Here is a 19,690-nt window from a genome sequence, read left to right on the forward strand (position 1 = left end):
TGGAAATTCAAAATAAAGATAGAAGATAATGTTTATAGATGATCATCATTATGACTGCATAATAGTTGGAAGTGGAGCAGGCGGTTCTACTCTTGCAAGTGAGTTGAGTAGACAAGGTAAATGGGTACTGCTACTTGAACGTGGAGGTCAATTACCTCCTGAAGATCAAAATATAAAAGGTACTGATTTATTCAGAAAAACAAAATATCATCCTTTAGGAGAAAAGTGGTTTGGTCCAGATGGAGATCCTTTCGCACCTCAAACAGCTTATGCACTTGGTGGTAATACAAAAATCTGGGGTGCAGTTTTGCAACGAATGAGAGAAAAAGATTTTCTTTCATTGCCTCTGCAAGAGGGAATATCTCCCTCTTGGCCTTTTAGTTATGAGGAGCTTGAACCATATTACGAATATGCCGAGAAACTGTTTAATGTTCATGGGCAAGGAGGTATAGACCCTACAGACCCTCCGCGTAAAAGTAAATATAACAATGCTCCAAGAAAATTAGAAAATTTTTTAGAGTTAATTAGAGAGTCACTTATAAGAAATGGATGCCAACCGTATGACTTGCCAATAAGCTGGCCTGACTCAATAAAAGAAGATAGTGATAATTTTGAAAATTGCTCTTTTTTCCCTAGAGGAGATGCTCAATTATTTGGTTTATATTCTTCTGATAAGAACCGACTAGATGTAAAAACTAATGCCAATGTCCTAAAACTACATGTCAATCCAAGTGGTAAAGCAATAAAAGGTGTAGAGGTCAAATTAGAAGAAGATATTTGGTTGTTTTCATCCGATATTGTTGTATTAGCAGCTGGTGCCATTAATACCCCAGTGATAATGTTGAATTCTAAAACAGCAAAGCATCCAAATGGGTTAAGTAATAGCTCAGGTCAAGTAGGCCGGAATCTAATGAATCTTCAGCTCACTTGTATTTTGCAAAGATCTAATGAGCAAAACAATGGTCTTTTTAATAGATCATTTGGTATTAATGACTATTACTGGGGAGACAAGAATGTGAATTTCCCTCTTGGTCATATTCAATCTGGTGGTGGAGTCTTGAAAGACGCATTGTTTGCCGAATCTCCACCTGTCCTATCGTTAATAACAAAATTAATACCAGATTTTGGGCTTAGACGACTAGCTTCTAGATCTATTACTTGGTGGGCTATGACAGAAGTTTTGCCAGACCCCGACAATAGAGTTTGGGTTGACGACAATAAAATCCGAATTAACTATTTACATAATAATCTTGAGGCACATGATCGACTTGTTTATAGATGGTTAGATACTTTAAATAAGGTCGAGCGAGATTCGAGAACAATGGTAGTAACAAGAACACCTACTCACCCAAGAGGTTCAGCTCCTCTAAGTGTTGTTGGATATGCATGTGGTACTTGTCGAATGGGAACATCACCTAATTCCTCAGTTGTAGATCTGAATGGTAAATGTCATGATCTGGAAAATTTATATATCGTTGATTCAAGTATTTTTCCAAGCTGTCCAAGTGTTGGTCATGGCCTAACGATTATTGCTTTAGCACTACGTATGGCAGATAAATTAACTACTGGGATTAATCCCCAGATTACTTGCTGGGGTGGGTCGTAGGTCTTTAAGATTCAAAGAAAAGGAATTAAATGTATAAATTTATTCTTTGAGGGTAAAAATTTATTGACTTAATTGTAGCTAATAAATTATTTAAAATCGAAATATAAGATATAGTCCTTGAAATTTTTTTATAACTTATGTGGGAATCAATGATGTATTTACTTATTGGAAATAATGAAAAATCAGATACACAATTAAAAGAGAACAAACAAATAAAAACTAAAAAGAATTATTAAATTTAAATTTTACAGATTATTTGATTGGATGATTTATAACCCAAATATCTTCCTCTTTGGTTACTCCATGAATCCATTCTTTAAACTCTTGAGAAATTGCAATTTGATCTTTCCTCTCAAGTGTTAATGATCTTTTTAATATCTCTGTCAAAGAAGAGGTAATTAAATCTTCTATATTTTTTCTATTTCTCATTAAATTAAAACACCTATTAATAAACTACAAAAACAAATAACAAGGTCAAACAATAAGCTTATTCTCTTAAGTATTGAAAGTAAAATATTAAGTATATATATGTATCTATTGTTTCTTTTGCTTGTCTTGGCTTTTAAAGCTTCTCTATTAATCCAGTAAGAATATCTTTTAAATCACTCTGAATTGTCTCTTGTATTAACGAAATTGCAGAGCTAGCCTTCAAGGCAAGAAGTGGTATCGCATAACAAGTATTAATCCTAAAAAAAATAAGGATTTATGAAGAAATCCTTACCAACCATATAGTAATTGGATCTAATTCCATGTCAAAAATATAAATTACTAATATAGTTTTTCTTTTATCTCTTTGTTTGCTTAATTGCTACATATGTAGTGCTTTTATGATCTTCTAGTATTTATCTTAAGTCAAGTTTTACAAAGAGAAAACCATTTATATTACTCAGAATTATTAGTATTTCATTCCGATGATTTATTCAACCATTCTTCAACTTTATTTTTAGAGCCATACCAATCCTTACCAAAAGCTTTTCCGTGTGCTGTCTCTTTCACCACTACCTGCTTTGAGCCAATTAGTAATGCCGAATCTCTAGGGACTAGTCCATCTCCAATAACATCTCCATTCCCATTCAATGCTCTATAAGATGACCTGCTTAGCCTCAGTGAGGTTTTTGTCGCAATAGTTCCGCTCAAGTCTAATTCACCAGCAACAGATATATAACTTACGTCTTCGCTATAGAAACTACCTGGTAATTTTGAGCTTACAAAATTACGTAGATATGTGGCTCTTTTTGCTTGATTGGGACTTCCTAGGGTGATTAGGCAATTAGCATAATCCTTCCCATTGTAGATCTTCCGATTAAATAAAAGATCTGATAAATACAATCTGAGGATCATGCCTCCAGAGCTATGACCTATCAAAGTGACTTTATTTGTAGACGACTCGTTCGATAGTTCATTCACTATTTTATTAACTTTATCAAGAATGATCTTCCAACCAAATGACCAATTAGTACTAAGCCACTCTATTTTATTTACTGGAACTACTACTACTTTGTTATTTGTTCTACTTTTAATATATTCTCTCATTTCTTTATAAGCACTACCATCAATCAAGAAACCACCAAGGATAACAATTGGCTGATCAAAATATGTATTCATATTTAGTACAAAACCCTAACGAATTTATTCTGATAAGCATTGTAATCATTAACTAATTGAAATTTTAAAAATGCTTAATTTTAATAAACTGACTACTTTACATAAAAGCTTTTTGAAGATTCCCTGATAGTAATAGCGACTACATATCGATGTATGCAATGACATTCTTTAAAGTTCTCTCTAAAAAAGTATTTAAAGTAAAAAAGAAATCAAGAAAAGTAGATGAACGATGTTGCGATACAATTCTTTAACGGTGTCGACGAAAAAGTTATTCCAGAAATAAGGCTTACAAAAAGCAAAGATGGAGAAGCAGGACAGGCTTTTTTCAGATTTAATAGTCCTGACGCATTATTGTCAGATAATTTTAAAGAAATACAGGGAATGTATTTAATTGATGAAGAAGGGAAAATAACTACTAGAGAAATAAATATCGCTGTTTCAAAAAAAAATGGGAAATATACTGCTATAGAGGCTGTTTACTGTTGGAAGTCACAAAGAGATTTTAATAGATTCATGCGTTTCGCAAATCGATATGCCAAACAAAATGGTCTTGCTTATGAAGAGAATCATGAACCTAAGTAATAGCATAAAGCTAATCATTACCTCAATCTAAAAGACGAACAATTTCCAGCAAAGTCTCACAGGTCAAATTTATACAAGATACATACTTATAAATTCAAATAGCTCTTATCATCTAATACTTTTTTGTGAATGGTTTAAACTTAAAATTGCAAGTAAAGTAACAAATATATTAATCAAAAGAACATTAATATTAATATTTAAATCCTCAGAACAAAAATAAAAAAAAACAATATATATATAGATTGTTTTAACTTACAAATAACATGTTTCCATTAATAGCTATTTCAGCATTTTTTATCTTAGGAATAGCATTCTTTGCTATTGGTAAGGATGATTTTGGAATTAAAAGGATAAATGAAGATTCAAATGATACTTCTTCTAAAGAACAAGAGGTTATGAATCTAGAAACGACATCAAATAATGAATCTACGGAAGGAAAGAATGAGGTAGATGAAGATCCTCTACAGGAAAAGGAAGTTACTGCAAATATTACTGATTAAATCATGACTAAATCTATAGTTGCTTATGTTTCAGGTTTTGTCTTTGTCTCTACAGGTCTAATACCAATAACAAAAAATATTTTTTCAATTAAGATCTTTAATGATGCTCCAATTTTCTTTTTAGCAGGAGGAGTATGGCTATTATTGATAATTGTTTTTCTCTACTCTTCTCACGCATCAAAACGTCAATTTTCTACAAGAATCAATCATTAGTATTTTGCTATTAAAATATAAAACAAGTTAAGATTATCTGCTTCTTGTTTTTTATTCTCCATTGATACTTCTTTCTCTCATAAACATAAAAGCACCAAATGAGAAAGCTAATGAAATTAGAAAAGTAAGAGGGAAGTAAACACCCCATAATTTCATTTGCAGTCTTTTCCCCTCGGCAGCATAGAAAGCAAATATTCCAATTAATAGAACTGCTGTATCAGCAGAAACGAAACCAGATGTTGGTGTTGCCCAAGCTCCATCAATAAAAGAATTAGCTATTTCGATAATTGAGCTTCCGACAGAACCACTTTGAACCTGACCTACAAATTTGGCTATAAAATAAAAAGGCCAAATCAATCCAGCTAGTGCCGTTACGCCATAAATAGAAAGGCGAATGTTAGACCACATTGGTTTAAATAAAAATCATTTATAGCTAAAAAGGATGATCTATTGATGTATAAAAAATCAACAAAATTCATATGTCCCTGTTTTCTAAAAGTTAGGGAAAGGTGTAGGAGGTAAAAAGTTAAGTTAAAAACCAATCAATCTTGTTATTAATATCAGCCCTTAGGTAGTTAGGGACTGAAATAACTAGACAATTATTGATCAACCAAGGTTGTTATAAAAATGATCAGTATATTTAGTGATTATTTTCCCCTCTTTATTAGAGTGGATTAAATCCAAGCAAGTTGCTACTACTAAGAACCAGTTAGCCCCTTCTTCCAAATCAATCTCCCGACAAATCCATGCTGGGGCAGAGACTATTCCACTTACAACGCCTCTCATATCATCTTTTAGATTTTGATAATGTTGTTCTTTTAGAATTTCAATCTTTTCTTGTGAAATGGTTCTGCTTGGATAGCAATAAATCCACTCTTCAATAATTTGTTCAATAATTTTTAGCTTTGAAAGTTGAAACACAATTGGGAACGACAAATCAAAAAAAAATACTAACGAAGCTCGGGTAAATAGGGTTAGCCAATAACGCACATAATCCGGTAAAAATTTGAACTAACCTTAGTTTTAAAAAATCAGATAAATATAATAACCTTTTCCAACTACTCGCCCTAACCTGAGGGTTTTATCGTCTATTGGTTACAAGTCTATGTGCTTAATAGGACTTTTGGACATGCCTTTTTTTATTCTCTTGCTATTATTTGTCTCAGTTTTTTAGATTAGGATTATTTTTTTTTGGATTAATTTGATAATAAATTTATTTAGTTTTATTTGCATGATTTTATCTTTAATGTCTTCCGAGCTAGGAGTCAGTAGTTTCACCATTAATCTTATCCTTCTGATGGCTATAGTTGTTTTATTAGCTTTGCCAACATTTTTCCTTTTTAAGTCAGGTCAAGGTAAATCAGCTTTTTTGAAAAAAACAGATTCAAAAAAAATAGAGGTTGAAACAATTGAAGCAGCATAATTAAGGTTAGACATCGACTTCGATTAGAGCTCAAGGGATAATTAGTACACTATCTTTTATAACAAACTCCAACTCCTCAAAGTGGTTGTGCTGACCTTACAGAACAAATGAAAATAAGAAGGTAAAGTCATTATGAGGATTATTTTGCTTTTTTAGATCGTGTCAGCATCGTTGAATGATTCAACAAGCGAGGAGGATTTCCTTTAAGGAATTCTCTTACTTGTAAACCCAATTGGCTTCAATAATTTTTGAGAATGGATTGCAATCCTGTGCCTGCCACATTGCCTCTTGTTTATTGTTGGCAATGACGGTCTCTTCGTGTGTCTTTCCTTTTGAATTAACCATTGTGACTGCAAATCTCATGGCAGATAATGGATAGACATTTCATACCTAGTTAGTACGAAGAACTCATTATTGGCAAGTTCGCTTTTTACAAATTCAAAGAAAAAAGACATGAAGAAGGGGACGAGATTTTGGTCGCCCCCTTTGAGACAGGCACTTATTTTTTCTACCTGCGTGCCCTGTCTCCTAATCTATTTTTAAACCCTGTTGGAACAGGTGAGAATAAGAAAAAACACCTGTCTTATAATGAAGAAACTATAAAAGGAATATTGTCATGAGTAGAAAAAGAGACAAAATTTGGACTGCCATAATTGCAACCAAGCAATGGTTCAGCAAATTTTTCACTAGCGAAGCAAATGCTTTAGTTGATGACTTTGGTAATAATCCACCACCAGATATAGATACTCATCCTTATTCAGGTGATGATAATAAAAAAGGAGACTAACTATTTGGTTCTTTTTAGAAAGTATTGCTCTATTAAAAAGTAGAGAATAAGTTTATTTAACAGCAGCTTCTTTTTGTTTTTGATTAACTAGCGATGCGAATCCGATACAAGCAAACGCCAGTAAGCCTAAGACCAAAAATGATTTGGCGAGAACAATTTCTGAAATCTCAAGAGTCATTTTTTTTAACTACAATCTATAGATATATTGTGAGTTAATTCATTTAATGAAAAGTACGAATTAGACATATAAGAGTAAGTAAAGAAGAGATCAAGGATATTATTCTCAACGCCTAATGTATCCGAATTAATTATTTGAGCGACAAAAAAGCACAACTGCATTTGTTTTGAGTATTAGGCTCCAGTGACACTCTTTATTAAAAATGTTTATATGAGTCCGCAATCTTTATAAGGTTATCTGATTTTTATAGGTGTTTTTAATCAATGAAAAACTTTCTGCAAAAACTTTCTGACTATTTAAAAGAGATAAGTCAGAAAATCGTTGAACTTTCAAAGAAAATTAGCGACAAAATTTCTGAACTTTTTAAAGGAAATCAACCAGTTGAAGAATCTAAGTCTGTTAAAGAGACTCAGCCTGCCGAAGAAACTCAGCCTGTCGAAGAAGTTCAACCTGTTGCAAAGAAAGAAGATTAAGTCTCAATAAATTCTATTAATTCCGATTCATGAGTGATCTTTTAATCTTTTAAACAAGCAGGCATTTGTCATAATCATCCCTTCGTAATCATCAGGGAAAGATTTCATCCATGTAGGAATTGTGATTTCTGAAGGCAATGGTTTTTCCAAGTAGAAAATCACTTCCTTCGATTCTTGAAGCACTATGTGTGGTGGTAGCTTCTTTGGTGTCATGGCTCAATTTTAATCCGATCAAGAAATTTTTCTCTAAATTGAATTGGATCAAACTCCAGCCGTAACTTCTATATCTGTTAACTATGGTATTTTGGTATCTAACGCCCACATAAATAGCATTAGTTGAACATAAGCACAGCGCAAAGACATGAAAAAGCGCAAGTGAGTGACAGTGACATTAGTTTTAGAAATACATTTGTTAGAAGAGCCTGAAGAAATGTCCTTCTGAACTGAAACTTTAAAGGAAGTATGTAAACCTCTTTAAGACTGTCACCACCTTTTAATGAATACCCTGATCGTTTCCACTTTTAGCTGTAGTTTTGATTCTTTTTTAAAAGACGTTACTGAATTATTTCTAGAAGATATGTGCAAGGAATTTGTAACGGCTTACGAGTTTGTGAAAGTTGACGAGCATAAATCCCATTTACTTATGAATGTAACTGACTTGGAAAAATTGGGAGCTGCTATGGCTGATCCAGTTGCTACGGAATGGGATAAAAAGAATAATTGCCAAGATACCGTTTATAAAATTGAGCTTGTTGATTAAAAATGAACACTCTTATCGTTTCCACATTTACCTGTACTTTTGAAGTCTTTGAGAAATTTGTTGCTGACTTCCATGAAAAGGAAGGTCATAAATACGTCAAAGAATATGAACTCATCAAAGTAAATGATGGCAAAAGTCACTTAATACTTGAAGTAACAGATCTCGAAGGGTTTGGTGCGGCGACAAGTTCACCAGAAATGAAAGAGTGGGACAAAGCCAATGGATACAAAGACACTGTTTATTCTCTTGAGCTTGTTGAATAATTAGATGCTTTAATGCCGAGTGAGAACCAACAAGTTCTGCGACTTCGACTTTCGGATTCTATTAATGAAAATAAAAACAATCCTAAAAACTGTTGGATCGCTTCACTTGGTATTGGGGGTGCTGCTAATAAACATGTTGATTTTTTCTGTTGATACCATTGCCCCATCAGTCTCAGCAGAGACATTATTATTTATTAGAGGAACAGCAGATGTTGTTGCAGCAACAAATATAGGTATTGGATTCTTATTGATAATTTCTAGTTCCATCAGAGATCACGAATCTGCCAAGAAAGTTTTACTAGGTGAATTGGCATTAATGTCTTGCCTCTTAATAGTTGCAGTATTCAATACTCTTAATGCAGGAGTAATTGTTGATGCTGGTCCACCACCACCGTTTTGGATTGTTCTCATTACAAACCCAGTTTTATGTACTTATGGATTACTAAAAGGAAAATAATGAACCGCTTGACTAATAAGAAGACACTAAAAGAAATTCTTGCAGCCTATGACAGACAGATAAGAAACGATATGGGCTTTTGGATAAAGTATCGACCATCTCGTTGGGCAGATTTGCTACCTGAAAAATTTATAAGACCTTTACTGACATTTATTAAGACGAAAGGTGGTAAGAAATTTGTGTTGATATTGGTTTTTCTTTTAAGCTTGATATTTGTTGGAGTTATACCAACTTTAAATTTTATCTGGTCAAATATTTTCAGGATTTGGTGGATTCTCCTTGTTATTCCATTGGTTTATTGGACATTAGCAATTACTTCCGTCTATTCAAGGGTGCTCATTCAGGGGATTTTTGAATTTTCACGAGCTATTTTAAGAGAATTAAAATGAAACGCCTCTTCCTATTCGCTCTAACCGCTGGGCTTCTCATCTTTGATCTATTCAGATAGATTTTCTTTCTTTATTTCCTTTAACTTTAGGTTGATATCGTTCAATCTATTCTCAGCCATTGAAATATATTCTTCTGCACCGTATCTACCTTCAAAGGTTTTAGACTCTCCTTTAAGAAAATCCTTGTACATTTTTATATCACTCTGCCATTGATCTCTGGCTTCAATTAAAGATTTATATTGACTACTCATTTTAGATATTTATAAATTAGTTGGCTTAACCTTAGACATAATTAAACTTGAAATAACAGAAATTATATTCGCACTCAAACGCCCCATAGGAGTGGAGATTGATAAAGATCTTTCAAGGTTCCTAACCAAATCTAATCTTGACTGCTTGATAGTCTTTTCACCTCTAGCATTTAAAATGTTTTCAATTATTTCATGAATTTGGTTATGCATAGGATGTGAGTTGTTTATACTCCAATATTTATCTAAGGAATGAAGCTTACTATTACTAAAACATTCTGCTCGGCTCTTAAAGATAATAGAATCAGCAGATGACATGAACATATACTGTCTCAGACTTGGAAAATATGTATTTCATTTTCGCTCCTATACCTAAAGACAGTCTAGAAGAAATGAAACACAATCTTGTTTCTTATTTACATCAAGGTATCTCAAGTAATTACTACACGGATTAATTTAAGCCATGAAACCATTAAAAAGTATTGGATTTAATTTACAAAATAAACGTCTATCGTTTCATGAAATCACTTTAGATCGATAGTCCAACGGCGTTTACCCATGCGATCTGATTCGGAATAACAATTAGCAATCAAATCTCCATTCTTTTTTCTGACTGAGCACTCAATACCATCCTTAGTTCGATAGAAACTAGATGTCGCAGCTGAAGCTTCAGTGGATAATTTAGAGGTCAAATTATTTAAAATCAATGACCAAATAACTTCTTCACTTGAATCTACATTAGTTGTGAACTGCATTTTTAGTTGAATCTTTTGTGATTTGTACCTTGCCTGACTCTAAGATATCAGTTCCAGGAATGCCTTTAGCTACTGACCCGATCAGAGTCGTATGAGCCTCAGGATCTTTCTTTAAAGTTGTCACTCCGAGATCATTTTTTGAAATTAATATGAAAATAATTATCCCGACAAATGTCAAGATAATAGCTAGCGCCAATGAAGATTCCATAATCAATGTTTCTTAGTCCTACTAAATTAAGATAAAAATTAAAATCTATATACAAAAAGGAACTAACTAACATCACTATTTATTCAAAGAAATTATTAAATATTTACTTTTTTGAAGTAAAAAAATCACATGGAGGTTTGAAGTATAAAAGGAACTTTAATCTCGTAAAATAAATCGAAATGCAATACAAAAAATAATAGATAATTCGAAAACCATAAAATCTAATAAATGCCTGAAGATAGTTTAAATCTAAGCAACCCTGAGACAGCAAATCATGATTGGTTTCCCTTCCTAAGATTTATGAAAGAATGCGAAGCGGCAGGTAAGGAAGTCAGTGTGAATGAATGGATGAGAGCAACAGGACAACTGGAGGAAAAGATAGCTCATGAAGAATCAGTTGCATTAGCAGCAAAAATAGCTTCTGAAAAAGAAGCAGATGCAAAAAAAGAAATCGAAAAAGAAGCTCTAAAGAAAAAGAAAGAAATACAAAGTGAACTCAATACAAAACCATAAATCAGAATAATGAAAACTAAATCAAAAATAGAGAATAATTGCTACAACCTTTTACAAGAAAAAAATTTAAAAAGAATATAGTTAAAAATAAAACACCTTCGACTTCAAATCCAATGTTTTTTGCATTATCATCCTCTCAACTAGGAGTGAGTTCGTTGACTATCAATCTAATACTCATTACTTCAGTAACAGTTCTATTAGCATTGCCTACTTTATTTCTTCTTAGATCAAGTAAAGGCAAATCAGCATTTTAAAATGCCCGAAAACTATTCAAGAAGGATGAAATTTCTTATATAATTGATTTTCTGATAATTCAATCCCAAAACATACAATCCTATCAAAGTCGCCATTCTTATGCATTATTGTCATATTATCTTTAATTTCTTGACTATCAAATATTAATCCAAAATCACTACAATATTTAAATAATAAATTCATCGCAGCCTCATGATTAGTAAGAAATTCCTCACAAAGCTCTGATAAATTTTCATCATCCAAATTTTTTATCATTTTTTGAAAATCGTTAAAATTACTCATTTAATTTTCTAGAAGTCGAAGTTATTTATTCATAACTTTTTTCTATGTATTTAGTTATAACGAATATTGCTTTTGGATGTAACGAAATACTCACCATAGTGTAACCATTTTAAAAAGCATAGTAACCAACATAATTCTCATCTCTACTCTAAATTTTAATTTCAGGTTTAATACTTTTTATTTGTATAGACTATTAAAAGACATTAATTTTTATTTTTCGTTAACGTATAAATCAAGACTTAGTAATGTATTAATTAATAGCATTCTTTTATAAAAAACTAAAGTAAAATCAATAAAGAATAAATAAAACTATTTCTCAATATGAATAAAGATCTAAGTCAAATGACAATTGAAAAAGATATAAACCAAGCTGATTATCCAACACTGTTCAAAGGAATATGGACAGGTGTTTTAATCTCCTTGATAGTGCATCAGTTTATTAATCATTAGCTTTGTTGTTGCTTGGGAGCACTAGGTCGCAGGTTCGAATCCTGTCGCCCCGATCAGTCAGAGAGAGGTTTCCCAGCCTGTCTTTTTTAATGGGAAAGTGAGACTGGGATCTCAACGGGATCTCTTGAGTCGTTACTTGCTAGTGATAGCTTTCTTTATTTCTTGTTTTTCCAGCAGAGCATCTTAGCCATTTTCCCTGTTGAAGCAAAGTATCCGATTGCTACAAGGAACAAAACAAATGCAATCATATTTGGAACGATGCCACCAATAATTTGAGCCTCTCCAAAACTAAGAAACGTAATCACAACAAAAACCCTGGCCTAGTTATCAGCGAAGTTCATTCTTCCCTCATGATTCTTTTTAGGTAAGACCTGAGAAGAAGAAATACCAAATAAAAACAATTGCGTTTAAACCAAAGGTCACTGAAATTCCGATGATCTTGAATTTCATCCCAACATCATCTGAACCAGAATTTAATTTCACATTAGGCATCGTTCTCCTCCTTCCCTTTTCTGATTAATGGATTTTTTGGGAAAAAGAATGTAACCAGGCGACCAAAATAAAAAGCTCCTAGTAAAACAAAACCACCACCACCTAAATAAATCAGTAGGTTTGCTTTTGTAGAAGTCGCGAAAATTGGAACCATTAATCCTTCTTCCCGTAAATGAAAATTCCAAAAGGACTGACCTAAGTCAGCCCTAATGGTTCCGATGGCAATCGGCTGTCAACCTTTTTTATTTTGACAGGTTTAAGAAAAAACTCTTGGGTATGGAGTTTGTCCGTTCATTAATGATGTGTCTATTGGTTTGCAGATATTCATTAATGCATTTAGTCCAAAACCAGGCCCTGTGGGACCATCAATGAATTCCTGGAATTCTTCTATAGAAATCCCCTCTTTTATTTCCCAAATACAGTAGATAGGACCATCAGCAGAAACAGCATTAGCTGAGTGGTTGAAAAACCCTTTTTCTTTGTTGGCTGCTACAGCTTCATCCCATCCTCCACCAGGAGCCATGGCTGCATAAGCAGTTTTCCACCACTTAGAAGAAGTACCAGCTCTGAATTCGTGATGAACGATGTAAAAGTTTGAGACCATTGAGAATTTATTTTGCAGATTATTTTTAACTTAAAAAACGATTATTGAGTTAATTCATCCTGTTTTCATGACTTTGATTTTGATAAAGGTAAAAATTAATACAAGCATTAACTATCGCCCAGGGATAGCTATAAAAAGGAGTAAATGATTGATGTGCATGTCTAAAAGAACATGGATGAGCGGTTTAAAATTAAATATTCATGCACCAGGGACTGGATTTGCGCTGATGCTTTTAGCTCTAACTCAAGTTCCAGTAGCAATTAAAACCACAGCGGAAATTTACTGTTTGGAAAAGCTAGGTCAGAAATATAATTCTGCAGTCGTAGCTATTATCCAATGTAATGGTGGTAAATGAATCCATCTCAATTATTACGCTTTCAATTAAACCTTTCCTAGGGTCTCTGCCTATACTTTGATTACTGGCTCAGGCTTTAGGGAGGTTTCAATGCCTCCCGCAAAAAATGCAAGATAAAACAGTAATTTATACTGATTTGATTTTTAGATCACTTTGATTAGAAAAGAATTATCAGAACTTTTATTTTAAGACTCGGTAATAACAAAATCTAATTCAATTGCTAACTCCATTTTGCACTAACTAATAGTAAAGAGTTTTGTATAAGACTTACTATTAATCTATCGGCATACCCAACCAATTAGTAGTAGCAACCGATCTTGCCCGTAGTTACCGAATAGAGTTCTTCGGTTTGCAACATTTTAAATTCCAACTAGTCGAGTCAAAGTAGATATGTCCTTTGAAATGAATGTTATGTATTCCTCTTTATTTGACGCAGTATTCGCTGATTCTTTCTTCTCTCCTATGAGAACTGTTTATGTTGTCTCTGATAGTCAGCTAGAAGAAATCAAGCGTAATCAACGACAAGAAGAACTTGATAATATCGAGACTTCTCGTAAGAGGTTGGAAGAGAGTTATCAAGCTCGAGTCAAAGTTCTCGATGAACGTGAGCATGAACTACAAGAAGAGATCAAAGCTCTTGCTCCAGCCAAGAAAAAGAAAGAAAAAGTCACTGCTTAGTAAATACGGTCAGTGGATGAGAGACAATTATGAGGGGGGCATTTAGCCCCCCCTTTTTTTATCGATTGCTTGCCTGCTGCCATACAAAATTTTCAATAAAAAAAGCCCTTATAGAAAGAGCTCGTAACATCATCTGATTGATCCCCATCATCCAGCGATGACAAAATGATAGTCATCGAAATAAAGCCCGTCAAGCAATCAGAGCTAATTCAAAAGCTTCAGATGATTTGATTCGATTTTTAGTAGTCGAATGAATGTTTAGTTGTGACCAATACGACAACCAATTTGAATTAAGCCTTGATCCAATAGACGACCGAGTTTCAAAGCAGTCGCTTCTTCAACGCGAGAAAAATGAGGCTGATTAGATGTTACCCAATTCATCTCTTCTGAAGTAATCACTCCAGTTGAAACAGATTCGAGAAAAAGCAATCCAAGATTCATAAAAATTTTTCCAAAGAATTAAAGGTCAAGCCTCAATTGAATTAACGATGCTTAACCTTTATGAACCAAAAGACTGAGACCCATCACCCAGTCAAACAAGACATTAATAACAACTCAGAGGTATTCAAGTTCTCATAACACCATATAAAGATTCATTTAACAAAACTTCACACTTAGACACCAGATATAGCGGGTGTTGCTTCTTTGAAGAAATGCGGCTAGAAATAAGATCCCCATCACCTAGGCCGTAGGACACCATACCTAGGGTCTTTTTTATTGAAAAGCCTTGCAATGACAAAATTCAAGCAAAAGCTTGCAAGGGTTTCTGTGGAAAACTTTCTTGTAAGCAATTTAAATATTGAGAATGCTTGATAATTTAGTTAGGTTCTCTGATATTTCTATCCAAACCAGATGGAGTATGTAAAACTCTTTTGAATTGATTTTTATTTGATGGCTAAGGGTTTTTGGCTCGTTACTACAACAGTTACTAATCCAGCTTTTGCTGAATATGTTGAAGCCTTTCAACCTTGGGTTGAGTCAGTAGGTGGCTCAGTTTTCGCTAAGGATATGGAGGGACAAACTGTCGAAGGAAAGGGTGGAAAGTTAGCTGTCATTATTGAGTTCCCATCAAAGCAAACTGCCATTGATGCTTACAACAGTTCGGAATATCAAGAGCTAAGCAAGTTACGCTGGGCTAATTCAACAGATACCAACATCACCATCATGGATGGCGATGTAACTCATTAAAACTACAAATTTTCATAAACCAGTGCATGCCTATTAACAAACCCATTCATGATTCTGTTTTTAATTACTGGAAAAAGGTTTTTCAGGATTTTCAGGCAAAATTCAGTGGTCCTAAAAAATCAGTCTGAGATGGTCCTAAGAAACAATAATTGAAGGCTAATGAACGATCTTGTCCATAACCTTTTAGCTCCTTGGCATCTTGCTCTTGATGCGACCTTATTAATGGGATTTCTTTCTTGGGTTTATTTCCTTAGAAGAAAAAAGATAGATAGCTAATGGGAATAGCAATCACATATGCCATAGCAAATCTTGCAGTACTTGGATTGTTCTTTTATGTCACTTATCGAATGACTAGAAAATAAAAAGACGAGATTTATTCCAGACGGAACTGCTGATCCTAAACAAGTGAAGCGATGGCATAAGGAATGGTTGGCTGGTGAATTATTTGAGAATCTTCCTACCGATGGAATAGTTGTAAAAGTTGCGTCTGGAGAAAGTAAAAATAGACTGGGTTTTAATTCAAAATGTCCTAATTGGGCGATTGCAATGAAGGCCTTGATCTAACTTAATCCTTTTAACTTGATCTTTTTCCCAAACCCAGTAAACAGGATTTTTCTTTTGAGCTTCTTGTAGATCTTTTCTGTCTCTTAAACTAACTGGTATAAATTCATTTTCAGGATTAAATTTTTCATCTCTTACGGCTTGGTTTAGAACAATACTTCCTTCTTTATTAGAGATTGATCGATGATATGTTCCGACAGGAATTTGAAGTGCACCCATCGCACGATTTAAATAAATGATGTGATGAGGTTCATCCCATTCGGGATTGATCAAAGTAAAAATGCGACTACCTTCAATGACTAAATTGTGATCAATTTGATGTCGATGTACGTAATACTGTTCAAAATCTCCATCGTTTGGAGGTGAGATGGCATTGCCGTGATGAATGACTACATCAGAGCCATTACATCCTTTTACTCCTGCATCGAAGAAAGAGACTTGAGGTGTCTCACGGAAAACATGAGTAGGAACAAAATTTAAACGCATTTCAAATCCTCCTTTACTGTTGTTTTCAAGGTCAGTCAAAAACAAAATCAAATTTTTGCCTATATAGGGTTTTAAAAAGGTTATCTAATAATGGATTCTCAACTACTTTTTTCTTATTCTTCTCAATCCTGCAAAGATCGCAGTTTTCCTTTTTGGGGATGGTGAAGGGAGTAAATAGTCTCATAAGACCTCCTTTCTTACACCCTTTTTCTAATCCTTCTTTTTACTTGTAGGGAGTAGGAAAGCACTACTTTAATTGTCGTAAAAAAGGAACTTATTAGGCTATGGCCACCAATTGAAGAAGAGGCTATAGAGATCTTCCAGTGATCACACTATGAAAAGCAGGATTGAATTTATATAAAAGGAACATAACTAGAAAAAAAACATTTAATCCAGTAAAGACACCAAATTGAATCCACAAAAATGTTCGGCTTACATCAGGGTTATCAAATCCTGCATCAACACGAAATGCCTTTGCCATGTTAGATAAGGTATTTATTTAGGTATAGACCACCTTCTAACTGTTGTCGGGGAGACATTATAAATAGTTGTAATCTTTCTCCAGCTCCACCCATGATTTCTATACCTGTTAATTCTTGTTCTTTATTTTCTAACGCCCAGATAAAGAGCATCAGGGGGAACAACACTGCGACACAAAGCCACACCATTACGCATGTAAAGGAGGTCATTTTAGTTTTATAAATTCTTGGTTAATGTCGAGTGAAAAACAACAAGTTCTGCGACTTCGACAAAAAACTTTATTTCATGGATTTTAAAAAAGTATTAAATCTCAACAGTTATGAATGGTGGAGAAACCATAGAAGAGCCGTTACTTTTGGTGGATTCTTAGTTCTATTCGGATGCTGGGTCAATCCTGTCATTCAAGAATCAAGGAATAAAAATTCGTGTGTTCGTACATATTCAGAGCTTTATACCGACCCTGAAGTTCTCGAAAAATTTAATGCGAAACAATTAGAAGAGTTTGGACTTGATACAAATGACTTTGCTAAAGCTTTGGCATATCAAACCTGTACGAGTCAAAAAGCTATTGGTAAATAAATGAAAATAAAAACAATCCTAAAAACTGTTGGATCGCTTCACTTGGTATTGGGGGTGCTGCTAATAAACATGTTGATTTTTTCTGTTGATACCATTGCCCCATCAGTCTCAGCAGAGACATTATTATTTATTAGAGGAACAGCAGATGTTGTTGCAGCAACAAATATAGGTATTGGATTCTTATTGATAATTTCTAGTTCCATCAGAGATCACGAATCTGCCAAGAAAGTTTTACTAGGTGAATTGGCATTAATGTCTTGCCTCTTAATAGTTGCAGTATTCAATACTCTTAATGCAGGAGTAATTGTTGATGCTGGTCCACCACCACCGTTTTGGATTGTTCTCATTACAAACCCAGTTTTATGTACTTATGGATTACTAAAAGGAAAATAATGAACCGCTTGACTAATAAGAAGACACTAAAAGAAATTCTTGCAGCCTATGACAGACAGATAAGAAACGATATGGGCTTTTGGATAAAGTAATGATTTATCTAGTTATTCATTGATTTTCAAGAAAATTGATGGCACTTGGAAGATTTCCTGGATGCAAAGATCACAAGGAACCACAGATCTTTCAACTTGGAATTAACCAATACTTCCCTGTCGAACATTTAATGTAAAAGCTCGGTTGAAAGTCGATTTTTTAGGGGGCTAACTGCCCCCTTTTTATTTATAGTTTTCCTTCTGTTAGTCGGAAATTCCAATTTGTATGAGGTGCTCGTATTGCTTTTAGCCTTTGATATTCATCAGATTCGTAACATTTAATTACTGCATCCTTACCCTTTGGATGTCTTGCAATAACAGTTAGAGGACCACCATCTCCTCTCTTATTCCCTTCTCGTATATCTGTATTTCTATCTAATACCAAGGTTGTAAAACCACATTCTTTAGTGAATTGATTAACGTTTTGAAAATACTCTTTAGCTGCTTCTCTATCTTTTGTGGTTCCTGTAATTACGGCATATCCCGCAGTACCAGATTTAGGAAGTTGAGAACCTACAGCAAGCCCTATGGCCGCGGCAACAACACCTACAATCGCAGTTTTCTTCATTTGAATTTTTAAAGATCATTGGCAGAATATCGGCTTATTACTGAACTGACCACCTCCTAACAGCAGTAGGACGTACACCACATATGTCAGGGGCAATTTGGTTACAGCAAGAAGATGAGATGAACTAGATTAGCTAGAAAGGTTTTATGAAACTCTTATTGCTTCAATCATATTTTTACAAAAACTCCATAAACTCAAAAACTTCCAAACAAGAGGATAATATTTTTTGGGATTATTCTTGAAATTTGATTTATCCAAAGACATTACAACTTGAATCTGGAAGTGATCTTCTTAATAGTCTTCAAGCTCTGGCGATAAAAGAGAATAAATCTGGATATGTTTTGAGTGTGGTAGGTAATTTATCTATAGCTAAATTTCAATGTCCGGGGAAAGGACAAGTTACTACAGTTGAGAATCATCTAGAAATAATAGCCTTAAATGGAACAATATCACCAAACAAATGTCATCTTCATATAAGTCTTTCAGATGGAGAATGCAAGGTATGGGCCGGTCACTTAGAGGAGGGAACGATAATACTTAAAGGCGTTGACTTATTAATAGGATTTCTTGAAGAAACTATAAATAAAAAAGAAGTTAATACTAATCAACAAACAGTTGAAATATTTATACTTCCAGATTGTCCATGGTCCTCGAGAGCTGTTCGGATGCTGAGAACATTACAAATACCACATGAAATAAAAGTGATCGAAAATGATGATGATTTTAATTCCCTTCATAAAAGAAGTAATTATTCGAGCTTTCCTCAAATTTTTATAGATGAAGAATTTATTGGTGGTTACTCAGAATTAGCTGAACTTCACGCTTCTGGCAAATTAAGCAGTTAGTGAGTTATTAAACTCCACCTTCCAACTGTCGTAGGACTTACTCCATAGATTTGTGCAACCTTTCTCCAACTCCTGCTGTAATCTCTATATCTGTTAAATCTTTTTTCATCAATCTGATCGAGGGACTCTTATTATTTTGTTTTCATTCAAATAATCGATGGGATAAGCAAAGAGAAGAAAAGAACTTGGATTACCTCCAAAAGCTTCAAAGCAGAAAAAGGTAAGTAGAGAAGAAAGGCTTTTCTCTTGGTCACCTTGGCCTACCAAATACCAAATGAGTCGATATCCTTATGCTGCAATTGTGACTATGGCCTTAGGCTTGATTCTTCTAATATGGGGTTTCGAACTAAATAGTTGACTTGGCTAGCAAATAAAAAAGGACTGACCTAAGTCAGCCCAATTAATTTTTGAAGTATTAAAAA

General features: G+C 33.8%; 41 protein-coding genes. 20 read left to right on the forward strand and 21 right to left on the reverse strand.

What is annotated here, in order from left to right:
* Positions 1-28 precede the first annotated feature (28 nt).
* The gene (locus SIB75_RS04160; protein WP_413684256.1) at positions 29-1,606 is read left to right on the forward strand and encodes a GMC oxidoreductase; all 1,578 of its coding nucleotides are present in this window, start codon (positions 29-31) and stop codon (positions 1,604-1,606) included.
* A 252-nt stretch (positions 1,607-1,858) separates the two neighbouring features.
* On the opposite strand, the gene SIB75_RS04165 is transcribed toward SIB75_RS04160, so the two are convergent.
* Both SIB75_RS04165 and SIB75_RS04170 read right to left on the reverse strand, forming a co-directional pair.
* Positions 1,859-2,035, reverse strand: a complete 177-nt coding sequence (locus tag SIB75_RS04165; RefSeq protein ID WP_413684258.1) for a hypothetical protein — start codon at positions 2,033-2,035, stop codon at positions 1,859-1,861.
* Between the two features lie 474 nt (positions 2,036-2,509).
* A complete protein-coding gene (locus SIB75_RS04170) occupies positions 2,510-3,211 on the reverse strand; it encodes an esterase/lipase family protein (protein WP_413684259.1) in 702 nt (233 codons plus the stop codon).
* Positions 3,212-3,433: 222 nt separating this feature from the next.
* Here SIB75_RS04170 and psb28 point away from each other — a divergent pair, with 222 nt between their 5' ends.
* The 3 genes from psb28 to SIB75_RS04185 all read left to right on the forward strand — a co-directional run bounded on the left by psb28 (position 3,434) and on the right by SIB75_RS04185 (position 4,506).
* Positions 3,434-3,793 carry a photosystem II reaction center protein Psb28 gene (gene psb28, locus SIB75_RS04175; protein ID WP_413684261.1) on the forward strand — a complete coding sequence of 120 codons (360 nt, stop codon included), beginning with the start codon at positions 3,434-3,436 and terminating at the stop codon, positions 3,791-3,793.
* Between the two features lie 263 nt (positions 3,794-4,056).
* Complete coding sequence (locus SIB75_RS04180) at positions 4,057-4,293, forward strand: hypothetical protein (protein WP_413684262.1); 237 nt, start codon at positions 4,057-4,059, stop codon at positions 4,291-4,293.
* Positions 4,294-4,296: 3 nt separating this feature from the next.
* Positions 4,297-4,506 (forward strand): hypothetical protein, encoded by a 210-nt coding sequence (locus SIB75_RS04185; RefSeq protein WP_413684264.1) that lies wholly within the window; start codon positions 4,297-4,299, stop codon positions 4,504-4,506.
* A gap of 51 nt (positions 4,507-4,557) precedes the next feature.
* Here SIB75_RS04185 and SIB75_RS04190 read toward each other — a convergent pair whose 3' ends face one another.
* Complete coding sequence (locus SIB75_RS04190) at positions 4,558-4,914, reverse strand: DUF2834 domain-containing protein (RefSeq protein ID WP_413684265.1); 357 nt, start codon at positions 4,912-4,914, stop codon at positions 4,558-4,560.
* Positions 4,915-5,112: 198 nt separating this feature from the next.
* Entirely contained in the window at positions 5,113-5,427 is a 315-nt protein-coding gene (locus tag SIB75_RS04195; RefSeq protein ID WP_413684266.1) for a hypothetical protein, read from the reverse strand.
* A 325-nt stretch (positions 5,428-5,752) separates the two neighbouring features.
* Between SIB75_RS04195 and SIB75_RS04200 the strand changes: the two genes are divergently transcribed.
* Positions 5,753-5,929 carry a hypothetical protein gene (locus SIB75_RS04200; protein ID WP_413684267.1) on the forward strand — a complete coding sequence of 59 codons (177 nt, stop codon included), beginning with the start codon at positions 5,753-5,755 and terminating at the stop codon, positions 5,927-5,929.
* Between the two features lie 216 nt (positions 5,930-6,145).
* Here SIB75_RS04200 and SIB75_RS04205 read toward each other — a convergent pair whose 3' ends face one another.
* Positions 6,146-6,292: a hypothetical protein gene (locus SIB75_RS04205; RefSeq protein ID WP_413684268.1), complete on the reverse strand. Its 147-nt coding sequence runs from the start codon at positions 6,290-6,292 to the stop codon at positions 6,146-6,148.
* A gap of 253 nt (positions 6,293-6,545) precedes the next feature.
* Between SIB75_RS04205 and SIB75_RS04210 the strand changes: the two genes are divergently transcribed.
* Positions 6,546-6,716 carry a hypothetical protein gene (locus SIB75_RS04210; RefSeq protein ID WP_413684269.1) on the forward strand — a complete coding sequence of 57 codons (171 nt, stop codon included), beginning with the start codon at positions 6,546-6,548 and terminating at the stop codon, positions 6,714-6,716.
* A 52-nt stretch (positions 6,717-6,768) separates the two neighbouring features.
* Here the strand turns inward: SIB75_RS04210 and SIB75_RS04215 are convergent, their stop codons facing one another.
* Entirely contained in the window at positions 6,769-6,894 is a 126-nt protein-coding gene (locus SIB75_RS04215) for a hypothetical protein (RefSeq protein WP_413684271.1), read from the reverse strand.
* Positions 6,895-7,157: 263 nt separating this feature from the next.
* Here SIB75_RS04215 and SIB75_RS04220 point away from each other — a divergent pair, with 263 nt between their 5' ends.
* Positions 7,158-7,367 carry a hypothetical protein gene (locus SIB75_RS04220; protein ID WP_413684272.1) on the forward strand — a complete coding sequence of 70 codons (210 nt, stop codon included), beginning with the start codon at positions 7,158-7,160 and terminating at the stop codon, positions 7,365-7,367.
* Positions 7,368-7,394: 27 nt separating this feature from the next.
* Here SIB75_RS04220 and SIB75_RS04225 read toward each other — a convergent pair whose 3' ends face one another.
* A complete protein-coding gene (locus SIB75_RS04225) occupies positions 7,395-7,580 on the reverse strand; it encodes a hypothetical protein (RefSeq protein WP_413684273.1) in 186 nt (61 codons plus the stop codon).
* Positions 7,581-7,863: 283 nt separating this feature from the next.
* Here SIB75_RS04225 and SIB75_RS04230 point away from each other — a divergent pair, with 283 nt between their 5' ends.
* From SIB75_RS04230 to SIB75_RS04245, 4 genes are all read left to right on the forward strand, one after another.
* Positions 7,864-8,127, forward strand: coding sequence for a hypothetical protein (locus tag SIB75_RS04230; protein ID WP_413684274.1), 264 nt, complete (start codon positions 7,864-7,866; stop codon positions 8,125-8,127).
* Between the two features lie 2 nt (positions 8,128-8,129).
* A complete protein-coding gene (locus SIB75_RS04235) occupies positions 8,130-8,390 on the forward strand; it encodes a hypothetical protein (protein WP_413684275.1) in 261 nt (86 codons plus the stop codon).
* A 64-nt stretch (positions 8,391-8,454) separates the two neighbouring features.
* The gene (locus SIB75_RS04240; RefSeq protein ID WP_413684277.1) at positions 8,455-8,847 is read left to right on the forward strand and encodes a hypothetical protein; all 393 of its coding nucleotides are present in this window, start codon (positions 8,455-8,457) and stop codon (positions 8,845-8,847) included.
* Positions 8,847-9,236 (forward strand): hypothetical protein, encoded by a 390-nt coding sequence (locus SIB75_RS04245; protein WP_413684278.1) that lies wholly within the window; start codon positions 8,847-8,849, stop codon positions 9,234-9,236. The genes SIB75_RS04240 and SIB75_RS04245 overlap by 1 nt, the downstream gene beginning before the upstream one ends.
* 47 nt (positions 9,237-9,283) lie before the next feature.
* Here the strand turns inward: SIB75_RS04245 and SIB75_RS04250 are convergent, their stop codons facing one another.
* The 4 genes from SIB75_RS04250 to SIB75_RS04265 form a co-directional block, all read right to left on the reverse strand.
* Positions 9,284-9,487, reverse strand: coding sequence for a hypothetical protein (locus SIB75_RS04250; RefSeq protein WP_413684279.1), 204 nt, complete (start codon positions 9,485-9,487; stop codon positions 9,284-9,286).
* A 9-nt stretch (positions 9,488-9,496) separates the two neighbouring features.
* A complete protein-coding gene (locus SIB75_RS04255) occupies positions 9,497-9,802 on the reverse strand; it encodes a hypothetical protein (RefSeq protein WP_413684281.1) in 306 nt (101 codons plus the stop codon).
* A gap of 206 nt (positions 9,803-10,008) precedes the next feature.
* A complete protein-coding gene (locus SIB75_RS04260) occupies positions 10,009-10,239 on the reverse strand; it encodes a hypothetical protein (RefSeq protein ID WP_413684283.1) in 231 nt (76 codons plus the stop codon).
* Positions 10,223-10,447, reverse strand: coding sequence for a hypothetical protein (locus SIB75_RS04265; RefSeq protein ID WP_413684284.1), 225 nt, complete (start codon positions 10,445-10,447; stop codon positions 10,223-10,225). Before SIB75_RS04265 ends, SIB75_RS04260 begins: the two co-directional genes overlap by 17 nt.
* 228 nt (positions 10,448-10,675) lie before the next feature.
* On the opposite strand from SIB75_RS04265, the gene SIB75_RS04270 reads away from it, so the two are divergent.
* Positions 10,676-10,960 carry a hypothetical protein gene (locus SIB75_RS04270; RefSeq protein WP_413684286.1) on the forward strand — a complete coding sequence of 95 codons (285 nt, stop codon included), beginning with the start codon at positions 10,676-10,678 and terminating at the stop codon, positions 10,958-10,960.
* 270 nt (positions 10,961-11,230) lie between these two features.
* Here SIB75_RS04270 and SIB75_RS04275 read toward each other — a convergent pair whose 3' ends face one another.
* The 5 genes from SIB75_RS04275 to SIB75_RS04295 all read right to left on the reverse strand — a co-directional run bounded on the left by SIB75_RS04275 (position 11,231) and on the right by SIB75_RS04295 (position 13,043).
* The gene (locus tag SIB75_RS04275; protein WP_413684287.1) at positions 11,231-11,470 is read right to left on the reverse strand and encodes a hypothetical protein; all 240 of its coding nucleotides are present in this window, start codon (positions 11,468-11,470) and stop codon (positions 11,231-11,233) included.
* Positions 11,471-12,102: 632 nt separating this feature from the next.
* Positions 12,103-12,252: a hypothetical protein gene (locus SIB75_RS04280; protein WP_413684289.1), complete on the reverse strand. Its 150-nt coding sequence runs from the start codon at positions 12,250-12,252 to the stop codon at positions 12,103-12,105.
* A 55-nt stretch (positions 12,253-12,307) separates the two neighbouring features.
* A complete protein-coding gene (locus SIB75_RS04285; RefSeq protein ID WP_413684291.1) occupies positions 12,308-12,439 on the reverse strand; it encodes a hypothetical protein in 132 nt (43 codons plus the stop codon).
* On the reverse strand, positions 12,432-12,593 hold the full coding sequence (locus SIB75_RS04290; RefSeq protein ID WP_413684293.1) for a hypothetical protein: 162 nt from the start codon (positions 12,591-12,593) through the stop codon (positions 12,432-12,434). The genes SIB75_RS04285 and SIB75_RS04290 overlap by 8 nt, the downstream gene beginning before the upstream one ends.
* A gap of 102 nt (positions 12,594-12,695) precedes the next feature.
* The gene (locus SIB75_RS04295; protein ID WP_413684295.1) at positions 12,696-13,043 is read right to left on the reverse strand and encodes a hypothetical protein; all 348 of its coding nucleotides are present in this window, start codon (positions 13,041-13,043) and stop codon (positions 12,696-12,698) included.
* A 157-nt stretch (positions 13,044-13,200) separates the two neighbouring features.
* Between SIB75_RS04295 and SIB75_RS04300 the strand changes: the two genes are divergently transcribed.
* Positions 13,201-13,398, forward strand: a complete 198-nt coding sequence (locus tag SIB75_RS04300; protein WP_413684297.1) for a hypothetical protein — start codon at positions 13,201-13,203, stop codon at positions 13,396-13,398.
* A gap of 390 nt (positions 13,399-13,788) precedes the next feature.
* The gene (locus SIB75_RS04305; protein WP_413684299.1) at positions 13,789-14,076 is read left to right on the forward strand and encodes a hypothetical protein; all 288 of its coding nucleotides are present in this window, start codon (positions 13,789-13,791) and stop codon (positions 14,074-14,076) included.
* A 258-nt stretch (positions 14,077-14,334) separates the two neighbouring features.
* On the opposite strand, the gene SIB75_RS04310 is transcribed toward SIB75_RS04305, so the two are convergent.
* Entirely contained in the window at positions 14,335-14,517 is a 183-nt protein-coding gene (locus SIB75_RS04310; RefSeq protein ID WP_413684300.1) for a hypothetical protein, read from the reverse strand.
* Positions 14,518-14,967: 450 nt separating this feature from the next.
* Between SIB75_RS04310 and SIB75_RS04315 the strand changes: the two genes are divergently transcribed.
* Positions 14,968-15,264 (forward strand): DUF1330 domain-containing protein, encoded by a 297-nt coding sequence (locus SIB75_RS04315; RefSeq protein ID WP_413684302.1) that lies wholly within the window; start codon positions 14,968-14,970, stop codon positions 15,262-15,264.
* Positions 15,265-15,669: 405 nt separating this feature from the next.
* The gene (locus tag SIB75_RS04320; protein ID WP_413684304.1) at positions 15,670-15,828 is read left to right on the forward strand and encodes a hypothetical protein; all 159 of its coding nucleotides are present in this window, start codon (positions 15,670-15,672) and stop codon (positions 15,826-15,828) included.
* Here SIB75_RS04320 and SIB75_RS04325 read toward each other — a convergent pair.
* The 3 genes from SIB75_RS04325 to SIB75_RS04335 form a co-directional block, all read right to left on the reverse strand.
* The gene (locus SIB75_RS04325) at positions 15,784-16,311 is read right to left on the reverse strand and encodes a hemagglutinin (RefSeq protein ID WP_413684789.1); all 528 of its coding nucleotides are present in this window, start codon (positions 16,309-16,311) and stop codon (positions 15,784-15,786) included. The two genes, SIB75_RS04320 and SIB75_RS04325, sit on opposite strands and share 45 nt — an antisense overlap.
* Before the next feature lie 307 nt (positions 16,312-16,618).
* Positions 16,619-16,792, reverse strand: a complete 174-nt coding sequence (locus SIB75_RS04330; protein WP_413684306.1) for a hypothetical protein — start codon at positions 16,790-16,792, stop codon at positions 16,619-16,621.
* A 14-nt stretch (positions 16,793-16,806) separates the two neighbouring features.
* Entirely contained in the window at positions 16,807-16,905 is a 99-nt protein-coding gene (locus SIB75_RS04335) for a helix-turn-helix domain-containing protein (RefSeq protein ID WP_413684790.1), read from the reverse strand.
* A 171-nt stretch (positions 16,906-17,076) separates the two neighbouring features.
* Here SIB75_RS04335 and SIB75_RS04340 point away from each other — a divergent pair, with 171 nt between their 5' ends.
* From SIB75_RS04340 to SIB75_RS04350, 3 genes are all read left to right on the forward strand, one after another.
* Positions 17,077-17,370 (forward strand): Notch domain-containing protein, encoded by a 294-nt coding sequence (locus tag SIB75_RS04340; protein ID WP_413684308.1) that lies wholly within the window; start codon positions 17,077-17,079, stop codon positions 17,368-17,370.
* Positions 17,371-17,763 (forward strand): hypothetical protein, encoded by a 393-nt coding sequence (locus SIB75_RS04345; RefSeq protein WP_413684277.1) that lies wholly within the window; start codon positions 17,371-17,373, stop codon positions 17,761-17,763. It abuts the gene before it with no gap.
* A 111-nt stretch (positions 17,764-17,874) separates the two neighbouring features.
* Complete coding sequence (locus SIB75_RS04350) at positions 17,875-17,961, forward strand: DUF3804 family protein (RefSeq protein WP_413684792.1); 87 nt, start codon at positions 17,875-17,877, stop codon at positions 17,959-17,961.
* Positions 17,962-18,042: 81 nt separating this feature from the next.
* Here SIB75_RS04350 and SIB75_RS04355 read toward each other — a convergent pair whose 3' ends face one another.
* Positions 18,043-18,423: a DUF1330 domain-containing protein gene (locus SIB75_RS04355; RefSeq protein WP_269606149.1), complete on the reverse strand. Its 381-nt coding sequence runs from the start codon at positions 18,421-18,423 to the stop codon at positions 18,043-18,045.
* Positions 18,424-18,668: 245 nt separating this feature from the next.
* On the opposite strand from SIB75_RS04355, the gene SIB75_RS04360 reads away from it, so the two are divergent.
* A complete protein-coding gene (locus tag SIB75_RS04360; RefSeq protein WP_413684310.1) occupies positions 18,669-19,268 on the forward strand; it encodes a PCC domain-containing protein in 600 nt (199 codons plus the stop codon).
* The last annotated feature ends 422 nt before the right edge of the window (positions 19,269-19,690 follow it).

This window comes from Prochlorococcus sp. MIT 1011, from assembly GCF_047305235.1.
Classification (GTDB): Bacteria; Cyanobacteriota; Cyanobacteriia; order PCC-6307; family Cyanobiaceae; genus Prochlorococcus_B.

Coding starts and splice junctions, on each gene's coding strand:
- SIB75_RS04160 (WP_413684256.1), top strand. CDS start 29: ATGTTTATAGATGATCATCATTATGACTGCATAATAGTTGGAAGTGGA.
- SIB75_RS04165 (WP_413684258.1), bottom strand. CDS start 2,035: ATGAGAAATAGAAAAAATATAGAAGATTTAATTACCTCTTCTTTGACA.
- SIB75_RS04170 (WP_413684259.1), bottom strand. CDS start 3,211: ATGAATACATATTTTGATCAGCCAATTGTTATCCTTGGTGGTTTCTTG.
- psb28 (WP_413684261.1), top strand. CDS start 3,434: ATGAACGATGTTGCGATACAATTCTTTAACGGTGTCGACGAAAAAGTT.
- SIB75_RS04180 (WP_413684262.1), top strand. CDS start 4,057: ATGTTTCCATTAATAGCTATTTCAGCATTTTTTATCTTAGGAATAGCA.
- SIB75_RS04185 (WP_413684264.1), top strand. CDS start 4,297: ATGACTAAATCTATAGTTGCTTATGTTTCAGGTTTTGTCTTTGTCTCT.
- SIB75_RS04190 (WP_413684265.1), bottom strand. CDS start 4,914: ATGTGGTCTAACATTCGCCTTTCTATTTATGGCGTAACGGCACTAGCT.
- SIB75_RS04200 (WP_413684267.1), top strand. CDS start 5,753: ATGTCTTCCGAGCTAGGAGTCAGTAGTTTCACCATTAATCTTATCCTT.
- SIB75_RS04205 (WP_413684268.1), bottom strand. CDS start 6,292: ATGAGATTTGCAGTCACAATGGTTAATTCAAAAGGAAAGACACACGAA.
- SIB75_RS04210 (WP_413684269.1), top strand. CDS start 6,546: ATGAGTAGAAAAAGAGACAAAATTTGGACTGCCATAATTGCAACCAAG.
- SIB75_RS04215 (WP_413684271.1), bottom strand. CDS start 6,894: ATGACTCTTGAGATTTCAGAAATTGTTCTCGCCAAATCATTTTTGGTC.
- SIB75_RS04220 (WP_413684272.1), top strand. CDS start 7,158: ATGAAAAACTTTCTGCAAAAACTTTCTGACTATTTAAAAGAGATAAGT.
- SIB75_RS04225 (WP_413684273.1), bottom strand. CDS start 7,580: ATGACACCAAAGAAGCTACCACCACACATAGTGCTTCAAGAATCGAAG.
- SIB75_RS04230 (WP_413684274.1), top strand. CDS start 7,864: ATGAATACCCTGATCGTTTCCACTTTTAGCTGTAGTTTTGATTCTTTT.
- SIB75_RS04235 (WP_413684275.1), top strand. CDS start 8,130: ATGAACACTCTTATCGTTTCCACATTTACCTGTACTTTTGAAGTCTTT.
- SIB75_RS04240 (WP_413684277.1), top strand. CDS start 8,455: ATGAAAATAAAAACAATCCTAAAAACTGTTGGATCGCTTCACTTGGTA.
- SIB75_RS04245 (WP_413684278.1), top strand. CDS start 8,847: ATGAACCGCTTGACTAATAAGAAGACACTAAAAGAAATTCTTGCAGCC.
- SIB75_RS04250 (WP_413684279.1), bottom strand. CDS start 9,487: ATGAGTAGTCAATATAAATCTTTAATTGAAGCCAGAGATCAATGGCAG.
- SIB75_RS04255 (WP_413684281.1), bottom strand. CDS start 9,802: ATGTCATCTGCTGATTCTATTATCTTTAAGAGCCGAGCAGAATGTTTT.
- SIB75_RS04260 (WP_413684283.1), bottom strand. CDS start 10,239: ATGCAGTTCACAACTAATGTAGATTCAAGTGAAGAAGTTATTTGGTCA.
- SIB75_RS04265 (WP_413684284.1), bottom strand. CDS start 10,447: ATGGAATCTTCATTGGCGCTAGCTATTATCTTGACATTTGTCGGGATA.
- SIB75_RS04270 (WP_413684286.1), top strand. CDS start 10,676: ATGCCTGAAGATAGTTTAAATCTAAGCAACCCTGAGACAGCAAATCAT.
- SIB75_RS04275 (WP_413684287.1), bottom strand. CDS start 11,470: ATGATAAAAAATTTGGATGATGAAAATTTATCAGAGCTTTGTGAGGAA.
- SIB75_RS04285 (WP_413684291.1), bottom strand. CDS start 12,439: ATGCCTAATGTGAAATTAAATTCTGGTTCAGATGATGTTGGGATGAAA.
- SIB75_RS04290 (WP_413684293.1), bottom strand. CDS start 12,593: ATGGTTCCAATTTTCGCGACTTCTACAAAAGCAAACCTACTGATTTAT.
- SIB75_RS04295 (WP_413684295.1), bottom strand. CDS start 13,043: ATGGTCTCAAACTTTTACATCGTTCATCACGAATTCAGAGCTGGTACT.
- SIB75_RS04300 (WP_413684297.1), top strand. CDS start 13,201: ATGTCTAAAAGAACATGGATGAGCGGTTTAAAATTAAATATTCATGCA.
- SIB75_RS04305 (WP_413684299.1), top strand. CDS start 13,789: ATGTCCTTTGAAATGAATGTTATGTATTCCTCTTTATTTGACGCAGTA.
- SIB75_RS04310 (WP_413684300.1), bottom strand. CDS start 14,517: ATGAATCTTGGATTGCTTTTTCTCGAATCTGTTTCAACTGGAGTGATT.
- SIB75_RS04315 (WP_413684302.1), top strand. CDS start 14,968: ATGGCTAAGGGTTTTTGGCTCGTTACTACAACAGTTACTAATCCAGCT.
- SIB75_RS04325 (WP_413684789.1), bottom strand. CDS start 16,311: ATGCGTTTAAATTTTGTTCCTACTCATGTTTTCCGTGAGACACCTCAA.
- SIB75_RS04330 (WP_413684306.1), bottom strand. CDS start 16,792: ATGGCAAAGGCATTTCGTGTTGATGCAGGATTTGATAACCCTGATGTA.
- SIB75_RS04340 (WP_413684308.1), top strand. CDS start 17,077: ATGGATTTTAAAAAAGTATTAAATCTCAACAGTTATGAATGGTGGAGA.
- SIB75_RS04345 (WP_413684277.1), top strand. CDS start 17,371: ATGAAAATAAAAACAATCCTAAAAACTGTTGGATCGCTTCACTTGGTA.
- SIB75_RS04355 (WP_269606149.1), bottom strand. CDS start 18,423: ATGAAGAAAACTGCGATTGTAGGTGTTGTTGCCGCGGCCATAGGGCTT.